This is a genomic window from Cloacibacterium sp. (assembly GCF_047601505.1).
Lineage (GTDB): Bacteria > Bacteroidota > Bacteroidia > Flavobacteriales > Weeksellaceae > Cloacibacterium.
This window is the reverse complement of record NZ_JASGJD010000001.1, coordinates 1,818,897-1,835,942: the sequence shown is the minus strand read 5'-3', so window position 1 is coordinate 1,835,942 and position 17,046 is coordinate 1,818,897. Positions and strand designations below refer to the sequence as shown.

General features: G+C 32.9%; 14 protein-coding genes. 7 read left to right on the top strand and 7 right to left on the bottom strand.

Annotated elements, in window-relative coordinates:
* Window positions 1-74: 74 nt before the first annotated feature.
* The 5 genes from QM746_RS08545 to QM746_RS08525 all read left to right on the top strand — a co-directional run bounded on the left by QM746_RS08545 (window position 75) and on the right by QM746_RS08525 (window position 6,173).
* Window positions 75-734: an HAD family hydrolase gene (locus QM746_RS08545; RefSeq protein ID WP_414983829.1), complete on the top strand. Its 660-nt coding sequence runs from the start codon at window positions 75-77 to the stop codon at window positions 732-734.
* 50 nt (window positions 735-784) lie between these two features.
* The gene (locus QM746_RS08540; RefSeq protein WP_374364925.1) at window positions 785-1,396 is read left to right on the top strand and encodes an L-threonylcarbamoyladenylate synthase; all 612 of its coding nucleotides are present in this window, start codon (window positions 785-787) and stop codon (window positions 1,394-1,396) included.
* A 206-nt stretch (window positions 1,397-1,602) separates the two neighbouring features.
* Entirely contained in the window at window positions 1,603-2,364 is a 762-nt protein-coding gene (yaaA, locus tag QM746_RS08535) for a peroxide stress protein YaaA (protein ID WP_414983828.1), read from the top strand.
* Window positions 2,365-2,389: 25 nt separating this feature from the next.
* Window positions 2,390-3,238 carry a peptide chain release factor N(5)-glutamine methyltransferase gene (gene prmC / locus QM746_RS08530; protein WP_414983827.1) on the top strand — a complete coding sequence of 283 codons (849 nt, stop codon included), beginning with the start codon at window positions 2,390-2,392 and terminating at the stop codon, window positions 3,236-3,238.
* A gap of 67 nt (window positions 3,239-3,305) precedes the next feature.
* Window positions 3,306-6,173: an alpha/beta hydrolase family protein gene (locus QM746_RS08525; protein WP_414983826.1), complete on the top strand. Its 2,868-nt coding sequence runs from the start codon at window positions 3,306-3,308 to the stop codon at window positions 6,171-6,173.
* A 372-nt stretch (window positions 6,174-6,545) separates the two neighbouring features.
* On the opposite strand, the gene QM746_RS08520 is transcribed toward QM746_RS08525, so the two are convergent.
* The 6 genes from QM746_RS08520 to QM746_RS08495 all read right to left on the bottom strand — a co-directional run bounded on the left by QM746_RS08520 (window position 6,546) and on the right by QM746_RS08495 (window position 14,471).
* A complete protein-coding gene (locus QM746_RS08520) occupies window positions 6,546-7,202 on the bottom strand; it encodes a rhomboid family intramembrane serine protease (RefSeq protein WP_414983825.1) in 657 nt (218 codons plus the stop codon).
* A gap of 113 nt (window positions 7,203-7,315) precedes the next feature.
* On the bottom strand, window positions 7,316-9,892 hold the full coding sequence (locus QM746_RS08515) for a DNA gyrase/topoisomerase IV subunit A (RefSeq protein WP_414983824.1): 2,577 nt from the start codon (window positions 9,890-9,892) through the stop codon (window positions 7,316-7,318).
* A complete protein-coding gene (locus tag QM746_RS08510; protein ID WP_414983823.1) occupies window positions 9,892-10,392 on the bottom strand; it encodes a hypothetical protein in 501 nt (166 codons plus the stop codon). The genes QM746_RS08515 and QM746_RS08510 overlap by 1 nt, the downstream gene beginning before the upstream one ends.
* Before the next feature lie 14 nt (window positions 10,393-10,406).
* Entirely contained in the window at window positions 10,407-12,278 is a 1,872-nt protein-coding gene (locus QM746_RS08505; RefSeq protein ID WP_414983822.1) for a DNA topoisomerase IV subunit B, read from the bottom strand.
* Between the two features lie 98 nt (window positions 12,279-12,376).
* The gene (locus tag QM746_RS08500) at window positions 12,377-13,519 is read right to left on the bottom strand and encodes a geranylgeranyl reductase family protein (protein ID WP_414983821.1); all 1,143 of its coding nucleotides are present in this window, start codon (window positions 13,517-13,519) and stop codon (window positions 12,377-12,379) included.
* Window positions 13,520-13,682: 163 nt separating this feature from the next.
* A complete protein-coding gene (locus QM746_RS08495) occupies window positions 13,683-14,471 on the bottom strand; it encodes a TIGR00266 family protein (RefSeq protein ID WP_414983820.1) in 789 nt (262 codons plus the stop codon).
* A gap of 150 nt (window positions 14,472-14,621) precedes the next feature.
* On the opposite strand from QM746_RS08495, the gene QM746_RS08490 reads away from it, so the two are divergent.
* Both QM746_RS08490 and QM746_RS08485 read left to right on the top strand, forming a co-directional pair.
* A complete protein-coding gene (locus tag QM746_RS08490; RefSeq protein ID WP_414983819.1) occupies window positions 14,622-15,248 on the top strand; it encodes a hypothetical protein in 627 nt (208 codons plus the stop codon).
* Between the two features lie 5 nt (window positions 15,249-15,253).
* Window positions 15,254-15,832 carry a hypothetical protein gene (locus QM746_RS08485; RefSeq protein ID WP_414983818.1) on the top strand — a complete coding sequence of 193 codons (579 nt, stop codon included), beginning with the start codon at window positions 15,254-15,256 and terminating at the stop codon, window positions 15,830-15,832.
* 58 nt (window positions 15,833-15,890) lie between these two features.
* Here the strand turns inward: QM746_RS08485 and ychF are convergent, their stop codons facing one another.
* Entirely contained in the window at window positions 15,891-16,982 is a 1,092-nt protein-coding gene (gene ychF / locus QM746_RS08480; protein WP_414985138.1) for a redox-regulated ATPase YchF, read from the bottom strand.
* Between the last annotated feature and the right edge of the window lie 64 nt (window positions 16,983-17,046).

Below are 17,046 nucleotides of genomic sequence, written 5' to 3'. Positions count from 1 at the left end.
CAAATATATTCTCACATCAAAATAAAAAGTGAACAAAACATAATTCTCCTTTTTTATTTCAAAAAACAAAGAAAATGACAAAAAAATTGGTAATTTTTGATTTAGACGGCACTCTTTTAAACACCATTACAGACTTAGCAAATGCAACCAATCTAGCTTTAGAAAAATTAAACTTCCCTACTCACCCAGAAGATGCCTATAAAATTTTTGTAGGAAATGGTATTGATAAACTATTTCTAAGAGCATTACCAGAGCAATATAAAACTCCAGAATATGTGAAAAAAGTGAGAGAAATTTTTGTTCCTTATTATAACGACCACAACAAAGATTTTACTGCTCCTTATAATGGAATTATAGATGTTCTAAAAAATTTAAAGAAAAATAATATAAAAATTGCCGTAGCATCTAATAAATATCACGAAGCAACACTAGAAGTTGTAAAAAGTTATTTCCCAGAAATAGAATTCGACGTGGTTTTTGGACACCGAGAAGGCTATCTGCCAAAACCTGACGCTACAATAGTTTTGGATATTCTTAAAATTTGCAACATCACAGATAAAAAAGAGGTTTTATACATTGGCGACACTTCAGTTGATATGAACACTGCAAAAAATGCAGAAATTGATGCTGTAGGCGTTACATGGGGATTCCGTTCCGAAGAAGAATTAAAATCTTGCCATCCAAAATATATTATTCATCAGCCTGAAGAAATTCTTAAAATAGCTTTAGAATAAATTTTAACAAATTTCACTTAAATAAATTTAAAAATCACTAAATTTGAGATATGGCAAAAATTCTAAGAATATACCCCGAAAACCCTCAAGAAAACTACATAAGCGAGGTTATTAGAACTCTTGAAGATGGCGGATTAATTATCTATCCATCAGATACGGTATATGCTTTGGGCTGCGACATCAACAACATCAAAGCCATGGAAAAACTCGCCAGATTAAAACATACAACTCTAGAAAAAGCACAATTTTCTATAATTTGTAACAATCTCAGCCACCTTTCCGAATTTACCAGACCTATAGAAACTTCAACTTTTAGATTGCTAAAATCTAAAATACCAGGGCCTTTTACATTTATTTTAGATGCCAACAAAAATCTTCCTTTGGCTTACAAAGGCAAAAAAACCGTAGGAATTAGAGTTCCAGACCATCCAATTCCGCAATTAATTGTAGAGAAACTAGGTCATCCTATCGCTTCTACGTCTATTAAAGATGACGACGAAATTATAGAATATTCTACAGACCCCGAATTAATCGCCGAAAAATACGACCATTTGGTAGATTTGGTTATCGATTCTGGCTACGGAGACAACGTTGCTTCTACCATTGTAGATTTAACAAGTGGCGAACCCGAAATTTTACGTGAAGGAAAAGGAATTTTGTAAAAACAGACTGAACACAATCGAAAACTTTGGCGCCAATTTCTTCGTTCCGTTCCCACTTTTTTGCTCCATTACATTTCGCAAAAAGAGTTCCACTCAACTCGGGGCGCAAGTTCCGTCTATCATAGAAATAGTCGACAAAAATCAAAATTTGTCTTATTTTTGAACTTTCAAAATCTAAAATTTATAATTTATAATTTAAAATTTTCATGAAAATCATTACTTCGCCTGCTAAATTGATGAATGTAGAAAATTCTACAGAATTATTGAAATCTACCACTCCAAAATTCATACAAGAAGCAACTTTTATACAATCTTACCTCAAAGAAAAATCTCCAAAATATTTATCAGAACTCATGGAAATCTCTGCAAAATTGGCAGACGAAAACTGGCAAAGAAACCAAGCGTGGAAACCTAAACCAACTGCCAAAGAATCTTGTCCAGCACTTTTTGCGTTTACAGGAGAAGTTTACCGTGGAATTGATGCCAAAACGCTTGATAAAAATGCAATAGATTATCTACAAAAAAATCACAGAATACTTTCTGGCTTGTATGGTCTATTGAAACCGTCTGATAAAGTAATGCTCTATCGCTTGGAAATGGGAAGAAATTTTGAATTTGAAAATTATAAAAATCTTTACGAATTTTGGAAAGACAAAGTAACAGAACAACTCAACTCTGAATTGAAAAAAAATGAGATTATCCTTAATCTTGCCAGCAACGAATACGGAAAAGTAATTAATCGAAAAAAACTCAACAATCCTATCATCGATTTTGATTTTTACCAAATGCAGCCCGATGGAAAGCTAAAAACCATTGTTGTTTACACCAAACACGCAAGAGGTTTGGTTGCAAGATTTTGCGCCGAAACTCAAGCCAAAACATTAAATGATGTAAAAGCTTTCAATCTGGAAGGATACTTAATAAACGAAGAAAAATCTACCGAAAACAAATTGGTTTTTGTAAGGTAATTTTAAACAATTTTCAATTTATTAAATGACGATTTTAGAATTTAAAAGACATTTCAAAAAAGAACTTTCGGGAATTTACAATGATGCTGAAAGCGCCCAACTCTACTCTATTTTCTTGTATGAAAAAACTGGTTTTGATAATTTTCAGCAACGCAGATTTGCCAGCCAAGAGCTATTGATAAGTGACGAAAAAGAATTGAACGAAATTATCGAAGAACTAAAAACGGGCAAACCTTACCAACAAATTTTAGGACATACAGAATTCTACGGGAAAAAGTTTTTTGTAGATGAAAATGTCTTAATTCCAAGACCAGAAACCGAAGAATTGGTAGAATTGGCAATTAATAAGATTCCAGATTCCAGATTCGAGATTCCAGATTTTAAAATTCTTGATGTTGGAACTGGCTCGGGAATTATCCCAATTACTTTGAAGAGATTTTTTCCAAATGCGGAAATTTCAGCAATTGATATTTCTGAAAAAGCTTTGGGAATTGCCAAAAAAAATGCAGAATTTCATCAAGCAAATATTCAATTTATTCAACAAGATTATCTTAATACAAAATTAGAAGAAAATTACGACATCATCATTTCTAATCCGCCTTACATTGGTATTGAAGAAAACATAGAAATTGAAGATTCTGTAAAAGGTTTTGAACCGAATATCGCTCTTTTCTCTCCTACTTCTGACGCACTTATTTTCTATAAAAAAATTGCAAAAGACGGAGAAAAATATTTAAAAGAAAACGGAATGATTTTCTTAGAAATCAATCAAAAATTAGGAAAAGAAACGCTAGAACTTTTCAGTAATTATTCAGAATCTCGTTTGATAAAAGATTTATCTGGAAACGACAGATTTGTTTTCGCGAAGAAATAATTAATTTTTTAATCATTTTAGATAAGTTTTCCCTATTTTTATAGCATAATCTTTCAAAAATAGTATTATGCTGAAGTTTAAACCCCTTATTTTATGTACCTTTTTACTCATTATTAATTTTTTTTCTGCTCAAAAAAAATCTTTAGACCACAGCGTTTATGATGCTTGGGAATCTGTAGGAAGCAGATTAATTTCTAATGACGGAAAATGGCTTGGTTATTATGTAGATGCGCAAGAAGGAGACGGAAATCTCTATTTATATTCTACCATTAATAAAACTCAACAAAAATTTCCTAGAGCTAGCAAATTGTTCTTAACCAGCGATTCTAAATTTGCAATTTTTACGGTAAAACCTTTCTACAAAGACATAAAAGCGGTAAAAGATAAAAAACTTAAAAAAGATAAACTCGCTAAAGATTCTCTCTATTTGGTAAATCTTTCGAACAACAAAATAGAAAAAATTGCCAATATAAAATCGTACAAAGCACCTTTTAAAGGAGGTTCTTTCGTGGCATATCTCTTAGAAAATCTTAAAGAAAAATCTACAGATTCTCCAAAAGATGATGACAAAGATGATGCAAAAGATGATGACGACAAAAATGCAAAACCATCTGAATTGGTAGTGATAAATTTAACAACCGGACAGAAACAAAGTTTCCAAAATGTAGTAAAATATCAATTCAGCGAAAACGGTAAACAATTGGCTTTTGTAACTCAAAAACCAGAAGAAAAGAAAGACCCAAAAGACAAGGAAAAAGACAAACCAAAAGATAAATCTAAACCAAAAAAATATGCACTTCAAAGTGTTAATTTGGTGAATTTAGAAAATTTTGCTGTCAATAAATTATTGGAAGAAGAAGGAGATTTTGCTCAATTAACGTTTGATAAATCTGCCACTCAATTTGCGTTAACTGGTACTACTTCTGCCGAAAACGATTTGGTAAAAGATTATAATTTATACTATTTTTCTAAAAATAAGAAAGCCGTTCTCAATCAAAAATCGCCCAAAATGCCGAAAGATTGGGTGATTTCTGAAAATCAAGCACCTAATTTCAGCAAAAACGGAAAGCAACTTTATTTCGGTGTTACGCCAAAACCAATCGCAAAAGACACCGCTCTTATTGCAAACGACCACGCTATTTTAGATGTTTGGAGCTACAAAGATGATTATCTAAAAACCATTCAGCTTAAAAATCTGAATAAAGATTTGAAAAAATCTTACGATGCCGTTCTTCAAACAGAAAAACCAGAAACATTTACCGCTCTTTCTCGCCCAGAAATGGATTCTATTGCCATAATTAATGAAGGAAATGAACTCTTTTCTTTAGGAATTTCGAACAATGCTTCCAGAGCAGAATCACAATGGACAGGTGCTGAAAAGAAAAACTATTATATCGTAAATAATTTAACGGGAGAAGCTACAGAATTTCTAAAAAACCTGAACGGAAGAATTTACCCTTCGCCATTGGGGAAATTTATGGTTTATTTTAACAGAGAAGATGGCAATTGGTACGCTTACAATGTTGATAAAAAATCTACCACTCAACTTAATAAAGGTTTAGCAGTAAAATTCACAGACGAAGAATTTGATATGCCAGATTATCCAAATTCTTATGGCTTGGAAGGATTTACAGACAAAGATTTTTCGGTAATTATTAAAGACAGATACGACTTTTGGGAATTCTATTTAGATGGAAAAACTGCTCCGAAAAACATTACCAATGGTTTCGGAAGGAAAAATAAGATTTCGTTTGACACGTATCAACTCGATAAAGACATTAGAAGTTTCAATAGAAATGCAGAAATGTATCTTTTTGCTTTTAATGAAGACAATAAACAATCTGGAATTTTCAAGACAAAGATTGCTACTGCCAAAAATCCTGAACAATTGCAATTGGGCGATTTCTACGGCTATAGAAACTTAGTGAAAGCCAAAAATGCAGAAGTGTATTCTTATACCAAAGAAACCTATCAGGAAGCACCAAATGTTTATGTTTCAGACAATTTCAAAACTGAAAATAAAATTTCTAACATCAACGCTCAACAAAACCAATACAACTGGGGAACTACAGAACTTATCTCTTGGACAACGCCAAAAGGTTATCAATCTAAAGGAATTTTGTACAAACCAGAAGATTTTGACCCCAATAAAAAATATCCAATGATTGTATATTTCTACGAAAAACTTTCAGACGGATTAAACCGATACATTGCGCCATCACCTACTCCATCAAGGTTAAACATTCCGTTTTTTGTAAGCAATGGTTATTTGGTTTTCACACCAGATATTTCTTATGAAGACGGACATCCTGGCAAATCTGCTGTAGAATTCATTAATTCTGGAGTTGAATCTTTAAAGAAAAATTCTTGGGTAAACGGAGATAAAATAGGAATACAAGGGCAAAGTTGGGGTGGTTACCAAGTTTCTTACCTCATCACTCAAAACAACATGTATGCTGCAGCTTGGGCAGGCGCTCCTGTGGTAAATATGACTTCAGCGTATGGCGGAATCCGTTGGTCAACAGGTATGAATCGTCAGTTTCAGTACGAGAAAAGTCAGAGCAGAATTGGGAAAACACTTTGGGAAGCTCCGGAATTGTATTTAGAAAATTCTCCACTTTTCCATTTGGATAAAGTAACTACGCCAGTGGTAATTATGAGTAACGACAAAGATGGTGCTGTGCCGTGGTATCAAGGGATAGAAATGTTTACCGCACTGCGCAGATTAGACAAAAAAGTTTGGTTATTAAATTACAATAACGATGACCATAACCTGACCAAAAGACAAAACAAAAAAGATATTCAAATTCGTGAACAACAGTTTTTTGATTATTATTTAAAAGATGCCAAAGCACCAGTTTGGATGACCAGAGGGATTCCTTCTACGCTAAAAGGCAAAGATTGGGGATTTGAACTAACGGACGAAAAACCGTAAAATATACGCCTTAAACCCCACCGTTCTGGTCTTGAAATCATATTATATGGTTCTGAACTCATCTTTTGAGGTCTTTTACTCATCTCGTGAGGTTCTTTAACCAAAAATATACGTTCCTTAACTCATAATTTAGGGTTTTAGACTCTAATTTTGGGGTTCTGAACCTCAAATTATAGGTTATAGAACCCCAACGAAATACTTCGAGACCTATCCAGCGTATTTCTTAACCTATCCAGAATAGTAATTTGAAGGCCGAGATAAGTAAAAAATATATCCAGAGGAGTTAAAAACATATTAGGAAGAGTAAAAAAATATCCTGCAATAGTTTTTACAGGATATTTTTATTATTGTTAACTATTTATTTGGCTAAGTCTATCCAATTCTCTTCTTCACAAAAACCTGATATGCCATATACAACAAAGGCAAAGACATTACTCCTAAAAAATAAATATTGCTAAAAGCAACTTCTGGCTCTACTACAACCGCATAAACCAAACCAAAAGCTGCACCACCCAAATGCGCAGCGTGACCAATATTATCATGAGGTTTAGGATTAAGCATCATATAAACAGAGTAAGAAAAATACAATAAACCAAAAACATAACCTTTAATAGGTATTGGAATAAATAAAATTCCTATTCCAATCATTGGATAAACAGCTATTGCAGCAAATAAAATCCCTGAAACACCACCACTTGCTCCAATAGCAGAATACCAACCTTGCTTTTGATAAAGATATAATGAAAATAAATTACCCAGTATGATAGAACCTAGATAAATTAAAATAAAACCTATTATATCAAAAGCTTCTAAAACAATTGGTCCAAAGAAATACAATGTAAACATATTGAAAAATAAATGTCCCCAATCTGCGTGTAAAAAACCTGCAGAAAGCAGTCTAATGTATTCTTTTTTGTATTTGATGGCGCTTACATTAAATTTATATTTTTCAAAAACTTCAGCGTTTTGAAAACCTGCTAAACTAATGATTACGGTAATGGCTATAACTGCTATTAAAACTGGATGCATATTTTATTTGTTGGATGTTAGATGTTAGATGTTAGATGTTTGAAGCAAAAATTTTAATTCTTTGTCTATAAAGCATAAATTCGTAAATCCAAAATCGTAAATTGTAAATCATTTTATTCTTCACTCGAAAATAAATCTTCAATCTTTCCTTCTTCAGGAATTTCTCCGTCTGATTCCATTTCTTCTATTTCTGGCTCTTCTTCAATCTCTTCTACTGGCTCTGGAATGGTAATATTAATGGTTTTCACTTTGTCTTTAGCAAACTGATTTCCCATCGCTTTGATACCTTTAATGGTAATAAATTCATCAATATTAATGATTTCATTTTCCTTTTCTTTGCCCGATTTATCTTTTGCAAAAACAATTTCGGCTGTACAATTGTCAGCAGTTCCTACAAATTCTATAAAAGATTTCGAATGTTCGCTTGGCATAAAAGTCTGAACGTTCACATTATTTTCTAGCAAGAAACGTTTGATGAAATAAATGCCTTTTTCTCCATCAAAATAGATACAAGAAACCGCTTGTTCTGGATTCCATTTTTCAAGAATTAAATACTCATCATCAAATCTGTTGCTCAGGTCAAAAGAAACCAATTTGGCTTCACCGTTTTGATTGATGGTAAGAATCTTATCATCTCCTTTGAAGCTACCGAGCAAAGTACCTCTTCCGTCTGCATTGAGACGACGAACCGCTTCATCAAACCAAATTTTTCTTGGTGCCAAAGTAGAAACGCCTTCTTCTTTCATATCTACCTTTTTCACGGCATATTTGGTTACTAAATTCCCTCTGGAATCTCGTCCTTTTATCGCCAATTCAGAGAAATCTATATCTATTTTTGTTTTTCTAACTCTAGAATTCGGTTTCAATAAAACAGTTACCGTTTCTGCTTCGCCATTAGGATTTGCTGAGAAATATAACACTTCTGAACCTTTTTTATCTGAAGCTAATTTATATTCGTTGTTTCTGATGACACCAGTTACCGAGAAACGTTTCATGTAATACGGCCCGTCTTTTCCTTCTCTATAAATTAAGTTGTAAACGGTACGTTTGTCGTTTTTCTTCCAAATGCCAACGTGTAGAATATCTTTCCCCACAAAAGTTTTAGATTCTACTTTGGTTACCGTCATTGTACCATCTTTTCTAAAGGTAATAATGTCATCAATATCCGAACAATCAAAAACATATTCGTCTTTTTTGAGGGAAGTTCCTATGAAACCTTCGGCTCTGTTGATGTAGAATTTTTCGTTGGCTAGAACCACTTTTGTAGCATCTATGGTATCGAAAATTCTAAGTTCGGTTTTACGTTCTTTGTCTTTTCCGAATTTTTTCTGAATATTGATAAAATAATCAATAGCATAAGCAACTAAGTTTGCCAAATGATGCTTCACTTGCTCCATTTTACCTTCTAGAGACAAGATATTTTCTTCGGCTTTATCTCTATCGTATCGAGAAATTCTCATGAAAGGAAGCTCTGTAAGACGAATAATATCTTCTACCGTAACTTCTCTCATTAAGTTTTTGGTAAAAGGTTTCAGCGCTTTGTCTATCGAAGCGTAAACTTCTTCTTTAGAGTTTTTACCTTTAATTTCTTGGTAGATTTCGTTTTCAATAAAAATTCTTTCTAAGGAAGCAAAATGCCATTTTTCTTCTAATTCGTTGAGTTCTATTTCCAACTCTTTTTTTAGTAGAGAAACCGTATGGTCTGTATTTCTTCTCAAAATTTCAGACACATTAAGAAACTCTGGTTTATCTCCAACAATTACGCAGGCATTGGGAGAAATAGAAACTTCGCAGTCTGTAAAAGCATACAGCGCATCTATGGTTTTATCTGGAGAAACATCATTATTTAATAGAATATTAATTTCTACTTTGTCTGATGTATTGTCTTCAATTTTTTTAATTTTAATTTTCCCTTTTTCGTTGGCTTTGATGATGCTGTCTATCAATTCGCCTGTATTTTTAGAAAAAGGAAGTTCGTTAATGCAAAGCGTGTGTTTATCTTTTTGAATAATTCTGGCTCTGGCACGTACTTTACCACCACGATGACCATCGTTATAATTGGTAATATCTAACATTCCGGCAGTTTGAAAATCTGGATAAATTTCAAAAGGTTTGCCTTTAAGATATTTAATAGAAGCGTCTATTAATTCATTAAAATTATGTGGAAGAATTTTGGTAGAAAGTCCAACTCCAATCCCTTCAACACCTTGAGCCAAAAGCAATGGAAATTTAACGGGAAGGTCTATCGGTTCGTTATTTCTTCCATCATAAGATTTAGCCCAATCTGTAGTTTTTGGGTTGAAAACCACTTCTAGCGCAAAAGGAGTAAGTCTGGCTTCAATATAACGGGCAGCAGCGGCAGAATCTCCTGTATAGATATTTCCCCAGTTTCCTTGGGTATCTATCAAAAGTTCTTTTTGACCAATTTGCACCATTGCATCGGTAATAGAAGCGTCACCATGAGGGTGATATTTCATGGTATTCCCAACAATATTGGCAACTTTGTTGTATCTACCATCTTCCAATTCTCGCATAGAATGCATAATTCTACGTTGCACAGGTTTAAAACCATCGAAAATTGACGGAATAGCTCTGTCTAAAATTACATACGAAGCATAATCTAAAAACCAGTCTTTGTATAAACCTGAAACTTTTTTTAATGATTCTTCTCTGTGTCCGTTTTCTTCCATTATTGTTCTTGCGTTTTACCTTCTATTTTTGCTTCTATATTTGCTTTCACTATTTTTTTGAGAGACATCTTCAAATCTTTTATTTCTCTGCCCGAGAGATACGAAATATCGTACTTCAAAATAATTGCTGAATGATCTTTTTTACTTTTAATTTTCACATATAATTTTCTAAAAATTAAAGCATTTACAATTTCAAAAGAAATAATTTTATATTTTGGAAACTCATCTCTAGCTTCTTTTCCAATAAAAGGAAGAATATGTCTATTCTTAAAATTTACAGCTTCTCCATCACTATCATATTCAAAAATTTGTCTGCCTCTGATAAAAAAAAGAAACAACAAAAGAATTGGAATAACAATGAAAAGAAGTTCTTCATTACCAAACATTGCCAACCTTGTTTTTTCTAAAATATATGCGAAAACTCCCAATATAAAAATTACATTAAGGAGTGTCAACACAAAATTATAAAAAGGCGCTTTGTTTCGGTTACTAAGTCTCATAATAAAATTTTAATCTACAGAATATCTTCTTTTTTATCAAAATTAGCTTCTTCTACTACTAGATTTTCTAGAATAAACATTTGTCTGTCTGGTGTATTTTTACCCATATAAAATTCTAGCAAATTCTCAATCGTTTGGTCTTTTCCTAGCACAACAGGTTCTAATCTAATATCTTTTCCAATAAAATGTTTAAATTCATCAGGAGAAATTTCTCCCAAACCTTTAAACCTTGTAATTTCTGGATTTTTGCCCAATTCATCCAATGCTTTAAGTCTTTCTGCATCGCTATAACAGTATCGAGTTTCTTTTTTGTTTCTCACTCTGAAAAGAGGCGTTTGCAAAATATAAAGGTGTCCGTTTTTAATTAAATCTGGGAAAAATTGCAAGAAAAAAGTAATCATCAAAAGTCTGATGTGCATTCCATCCACATCGGCATCAGTTGCAATAATTACTTGGTTATAACGCAAATCTTCCATAGAATCTTCAATATTAAGAGCCGCTTGAAGAAAGTTAAATTCTTCGTTTTCATAAACTACTCTTTTGGTAAGACCATAGCAATTAAGCGGTTTACCTCTCAATGAAAACACAGCTTGCGTTTCTACATCTCTAGATTTGGTAATAGAACCAGAAGCAGAATCTCCTTCGGTGATAAAAATCTGAGTTTCAGCTTTTCTTACCGCTTTTTGGTCGTTATAATGCTGTCTGCAATCTCTTAATTTTTTATTGTGAAGAGAAACTTTTTTCGCTCTTTCTCTCGCTAATTTCTGTATGCCCGAAAGTTCTTTTCTTTCTCTTTCAGAAATGATAATTTTTCTTTGAATAGCTTCTGCAACTTCTGGATTTTTGTGTAAGAAATCGTCTAATTTTTTCTTTAAAAAGTCAATAATAAACGTCCTTACCGTAGGACCATTTGGGCCAATATCATTAGAACCCAATTTTGTTTTGGTTTGAGACTCAAAAACAGGTTCTTCTACATTGATGGAAACCGCAGCAATAATAGATTTTCTAACATCTGCCGCTTCAAAATTTTTATTAAAAAATTCTCTAATCGTTTTTACGTATGCTTCTCTAAAAGCATTGAGGTGAGTACCACCTTGTGTAGTATTTTGTCCGTTAACGAAAGAAAAATACGTTTCGGTTTGAGATTTATCCGAATGTGTAATGGCAACTTCTATGTCCTCTTCTTTGATGTGAACAATAGGATACAAAATTTCGCCTTCTAGCTCTTCATTCAATAAATCTTTTAAGCCGTTTTCGGAAATAAAAGTTTCTCCGTTAAAGATAATTTTCAAACCCGGATTAAGGTAAGTATAATTTCTAAGCATACGCTCGATATACTCTTTTCTGAATTTAAAATTCAAAAATATACTTTGGTCTGGCACGAAAGAAATCTCCGTTCCGTTTCTGTCTGAACTGTCAACGTCTGTATGATTTTCTTGGATAACACCTTTAGAAAATTCTGCAGCTTTCATTTTTCCATCTCGGAAAGAACGAACCTTAAAATAATCTGAAAGCGCATTTACTGCTTTGGTACCAACTCCGTTAAGACCTACAGATTTTTTGAAGGCTTTAGAATCATATTTACCACCAGTATTCATTTTAGAAACTGCATCTACCACTTTCCCTAACGGAATTCCTCGTCCGAAATCTCGAATGGTAACTTTGCCTTCATCTACTTTTATTTCGATTCTTTTACCAGATTTCATACGAAATTCATCAATAGAGTTATCGATGATTTCTTTTAATAAAATATAAATACCGTCGTCTGCCGAAGAGCCGTCGCCTAATTTACCAATGTACATACCAGGACGAAGCCTAATGTGCTCTTGCCAATCTAGCGTACGTATATTATCTTCGGAGTAGTTTACCTGTAGATTCTCACTCATATTCCTTCTTTTGGGCTTAAATGATTAAAAAACCAATAACTCACAAATTTAACGAAACAAAACTTATATAAAAAATTTTGTGGAAAAATAATAAGGAATTACATCCAAGACAATGATATTTTTAGTTTTTCTTGAAGTTTTTTCTTGTAATCTGAAGGGTATGTAGATTTTCCCAAGAAAACATCTGTTAATCTTTCGGCTGCTAAAGCACCAAATTTTTTCACAAAAAGATTTCTAATGGTTGTATTTTCGTAGAAAAACTTAGCCAATTTAATTCCTATTTTAAGCTCAGGAATTAGTTTTTCGTTTACTTTTTCTATATACTTTTCTTTGGTTTTTTCTACCTCTAAATTTCCATCAGAAATAGCTTCAGCAATTATTTTACCACTTAATAATGCATTAGAAATTCCTTCTGCAACAATTGGGTCTGCAAAACCAGCTGCATCTCCTATCACAAAACAATTTCCTTTTACCAGCTCATTTCTTGGCGTTATCGGAATTACAAAACCATGTGAAGTTTCAGAAATTATTGTATTTATTCCTAAATCTTTCATGTAACTTGCACAATAATCTTTTAGTTTAACCTTTGCTTTGGTTTTCAAAACACCAACTCCTACCGAAAGATGATTATTTTTTGGAAAACACCATCCATAGCCAAAAGGTGCTGCATCAATATCAAAACGAACAGATTTTGACAATCTTTTGAAATCTTCTTCGGGAACTTCTATTTCGTATTCTATTGCAGGAATAAGCAATCTATCATCTTCAAAACCCGCTAATTTAGAAACCGGACTTAAAGCTCCATCAGCAATTACAATAATTTTAGCTTCTATTTCGTCTTCAGAATTTACAAATTTCAGAACACCATTTTCTATAGATTTCACTTCGGAATTCTGTAAAAGTTCTGCGCCTAACTCTTGAGCTTTCTTCACCAAAAGCTCATCAAAAGTATCTCGCATTACCATGCTAATCACAGGAAAATCTCTTGATGGTGTAAAATGTACGTCTTTGTCTTTTACAAAAATATCAACTTGACTGAATTCTCCTTCTAAAATTTCATCAATATCAAAATCGAGCATTTTTCTTCCTCTGTACACCAAACCACCACCACAGATTTTATACCTTGGCAATGTTTCTTTATCGATAATTACAGTAGGAATTCCTTTTTGAGCTAGATTGTACGCCGCAAATGCACCAGAAGGCCCAGTTCCGATGATTGCTACTTCATAGTTTTTTCTCACAAACAGTTTTTAACAAAAATAAAAAAAGTTTTGAGAAATAACAGCACTTAGTTTTTAGATTTCGAACCACAAGTCTAAACATACCACAAAAAAAACGGACTTTCGTCCGCTTTATAACATTCAAATAATACTTTTGAATTACAATTTTTAAATATTGACTTTCTTAAAATCCATCCCCGTCTAAAAAATTTCCAATTCCGCCAAGCAAACTGCCTTCTTCTTTTCTTCCGCCAGGTCTTGCGTATTGCAAAATTCTGCTCGCCAATCTGCTTATAGGAAGAGTCTGAACCCAAACTTTCCCTGGACCTTGCAATTGAGCAAAAAACAATCCTTCGCCTCCGAAAATAGTATTTTTAATTCCGCCAACAAATTGAATATCATAAGAAACCGTGTTGGTAAACGCAACAATACAACCTGTATCTATTTTTAAAATTTCGCCGTGTTGCAATTCTTTTTCCACTACATAACCACCACTGTGCACAAAAGCCATTCCGTCTCCTTCTAATTTTTGCATAATGAAACCCTCACCTCCGAAAAGTCCGGTTCCTAGTTTTTTCTGAAACTCAATTCCTACAGAAACTCCTTTTGCAGCACAAAGAAAACTATCTTTCTGGCAGATTACTCTGCCTCCTAATTTTGACAAATCCAAAGGAATAATTTTTCCCGAATAGGGCGCAGCAAAGGTAATTTGTCTTTTCTGACTAGAAACATTGGTATAAACCGTCATAAAAAGATTTTCTCCAGTTAATAATCTTTTCCCTGCGGAAAATAATTTCCCCATCAATCCGCCAGTTTCTGTACCATCACCAAAAAGAGTTTGCATCTGTACACCATCTGTCATCATCATAAAACTTCCAGGTTCTGAGATTACTGCTTCTTGTGGGTCTAATTCTATTTCTACACATTGTAGCTCTTCTCCGTGAATTTTGTAATCTATTTCGTGATTTTGCATTGTAATTATGTTTTCACAATTAGTTTTTGAAATTTAAAATTAGTTACAGTAAAAATTCAAAAAAAATTATCTATCTATAAAAACAAATCATTTGTCTATAATATTTGTGATGGTTTTATAAATTCATAATTTTGCAGAAAACTTTACATTATGATGATATATTCCATAATAGCATTCTTTTTAATTGCTATCACCTTATTTTTAATCAATTCTTCTTTATTTGATAAATTTAGAGGTAAAAACCAAAGAACATTTGAATTTTTCATTTCATTAATTTCCACTTTTATAGGTTTTTTCATTGCAGTAAGCTTAAATACGGTTTTAGGAGAAGTAAACCAGAAGAAAAATTTAGTAAAAATCCTTACCGCTACCAATCTTGCTATAGAAAATAGCGAAATGAAAACTAAAGGTATGTATCTTATTCCGGCTCAAAAAGGAACAGACATTAGCGAAATTATTACTTATGCTCCTGTAGAATTGCCAAAATTATATTCTAATCTAGAATCTAATGCATTAATTAGCGATTATTTTTCGTCTAACGCTTTTCAGGCATACATTTTGTGTAGTGACAACATGGATACTTTTGTTAAAAACGCAAATGCTGCCAACCAAACTTCGGAAAGAAAAGTAGTTATCATGGAGAAATATTTAAAATATCTAGGCTTTGCAAAACAAGTTAACAATCTTGAAATCCAAAGATTAAACGACCAAATGTCTGAAAAAGAAGAAAATGCAGCTCTAGAAAAACTCACTCAACAAATAGTTAACAATAAATAAAACCGATGAAAAAAATTATCTTAGCCCTATCTTTATTTGGCTTAATAGCAACTACGCTAAGTTGCAACAAAAACGAAACTTCTACCACAAAAATAGATTTTACAAAATCTTATGAAGACGCTGCCTCTGCTCTTGCAAGCGCACAAAAAAATTACGCCGAAGCATTGGCGTCTAACGACCCTGTAAAAATTGAAGCTGCAAAAAAACAATTAGAAGAAGCTCAAACCAAATACGAAACTGCTAAAAATACTTATGTTACTAATGGTGGTGAAGCAAAAACTGAATATGAAAATATTCTTACCTCTTCTAAAGAAACTTTAGAAAAAACTAAAGAAACCGCTACTAACCTAGGAAGTTCTACCGTTGCTGAAACTTCAGAAAAAGTAAGCAGTACTATTGAAAAAGTAGATGCAAAAGTGGCTACAGAAAAAGCAAAAGTAAACACTGCTATTGAAGACACCAAAACAAGCATTAAGCAGACCAATGAAAATCTAAAAAAGGCCGCAGAAGATGCTAAAAAAACAACTACAGACAACATTAATAAAACCAAACAAGATTTAAAAAATCTTTTGAATCAACAGTAACAAAAACAAAAACGCTTCCAGAAATTGGAAGCGTTTTTTGTATCTAAAAATTAATGTTCTACACATTAAATCTAAAGTGCATTATATCACCATCTTTCACGATGTATTCTTTGCCTTCAACTCTCATTTTACCTGCTTCTTTTACTTTGGCCTCAGAACCGAAATTTACAAAATCGTCATAACCAATTACCTCAGCTCTAATAAAACCTTTTTCAAAATCGGTGTGAATAACTCCTGCAGCTTGAGGAGCCGTCCAGCCTTTACCTATTGTCCAAGCTCTTACTTCTTTTACACCAGCGGTAAAATAGGTTTGAAGATGCAACAAATCATAAGCTTTTCTAATTAATCTGTTTACACCAGGCTCTTCAAGACCAAGTTCTTCTAAAAACATTTCTCTTTCTTCGAAAGTTTCTAGTTCATTAATATCAGCTTCAATTTGAGCTGCCAAAACCACCACTTCAGCATTTTCATTTTTTGCCATTTCTTCAATTTTAGCAATCCAATCGTTACCGTTTTTGATGGAATTTTCATCAACGTTACAAACGTAAAGCACTGGCTTTTTGGTTAACAAATGAACTTCGTCAATTATAGATTGTGTAAAATCGTCTGTTGGAAATTCTCTTACATTTTTACCATCTTCTACAAATTTTTGCAAATTCTGAAGCGTTTCATAAGTTAGAATGTCTTCTTTTTTACCAGATTTAATGAATTTTTTAGCTTTATCAACAGCTTTCCCAAGAGTTTCAAGGTCTTTTAATTGAAGTTCAATATCAATAATTTCTTTATCTCTCAAAGGATCTACAGAACCTTCTACGTGAACGATATTTCCATTATCAAAACATCTTAAAACATGAATTATCGCTTCACATTCTCTAATATTTGCCAAAAACTGGTTCCCAAGACCTTCTCCTTTAGAAGCTCCTTTTACCAAACCTGCAATGTCAACAATTTCTACCACAGCTGGCAAAACACGTTCTGGATTTACCAATTTTTCTAATTCAAAAAGTCTTTTATCAGGAACAGAAACCGTTCCCAAGTTAGGCTCAATCGTACAAAACGGATAGTTGGCAGATTGCGCTTTGGCGTTACTTAGACAGTTAAATAAGGTTGATTTACCTACGTTTGGTAAACCTACAATTCCACATTTCATATATAAGGTACAAAGTTTAAGGTTCAAGGTTCAAAGTTTTTCTGAACCAATAATTTGAAGGTTT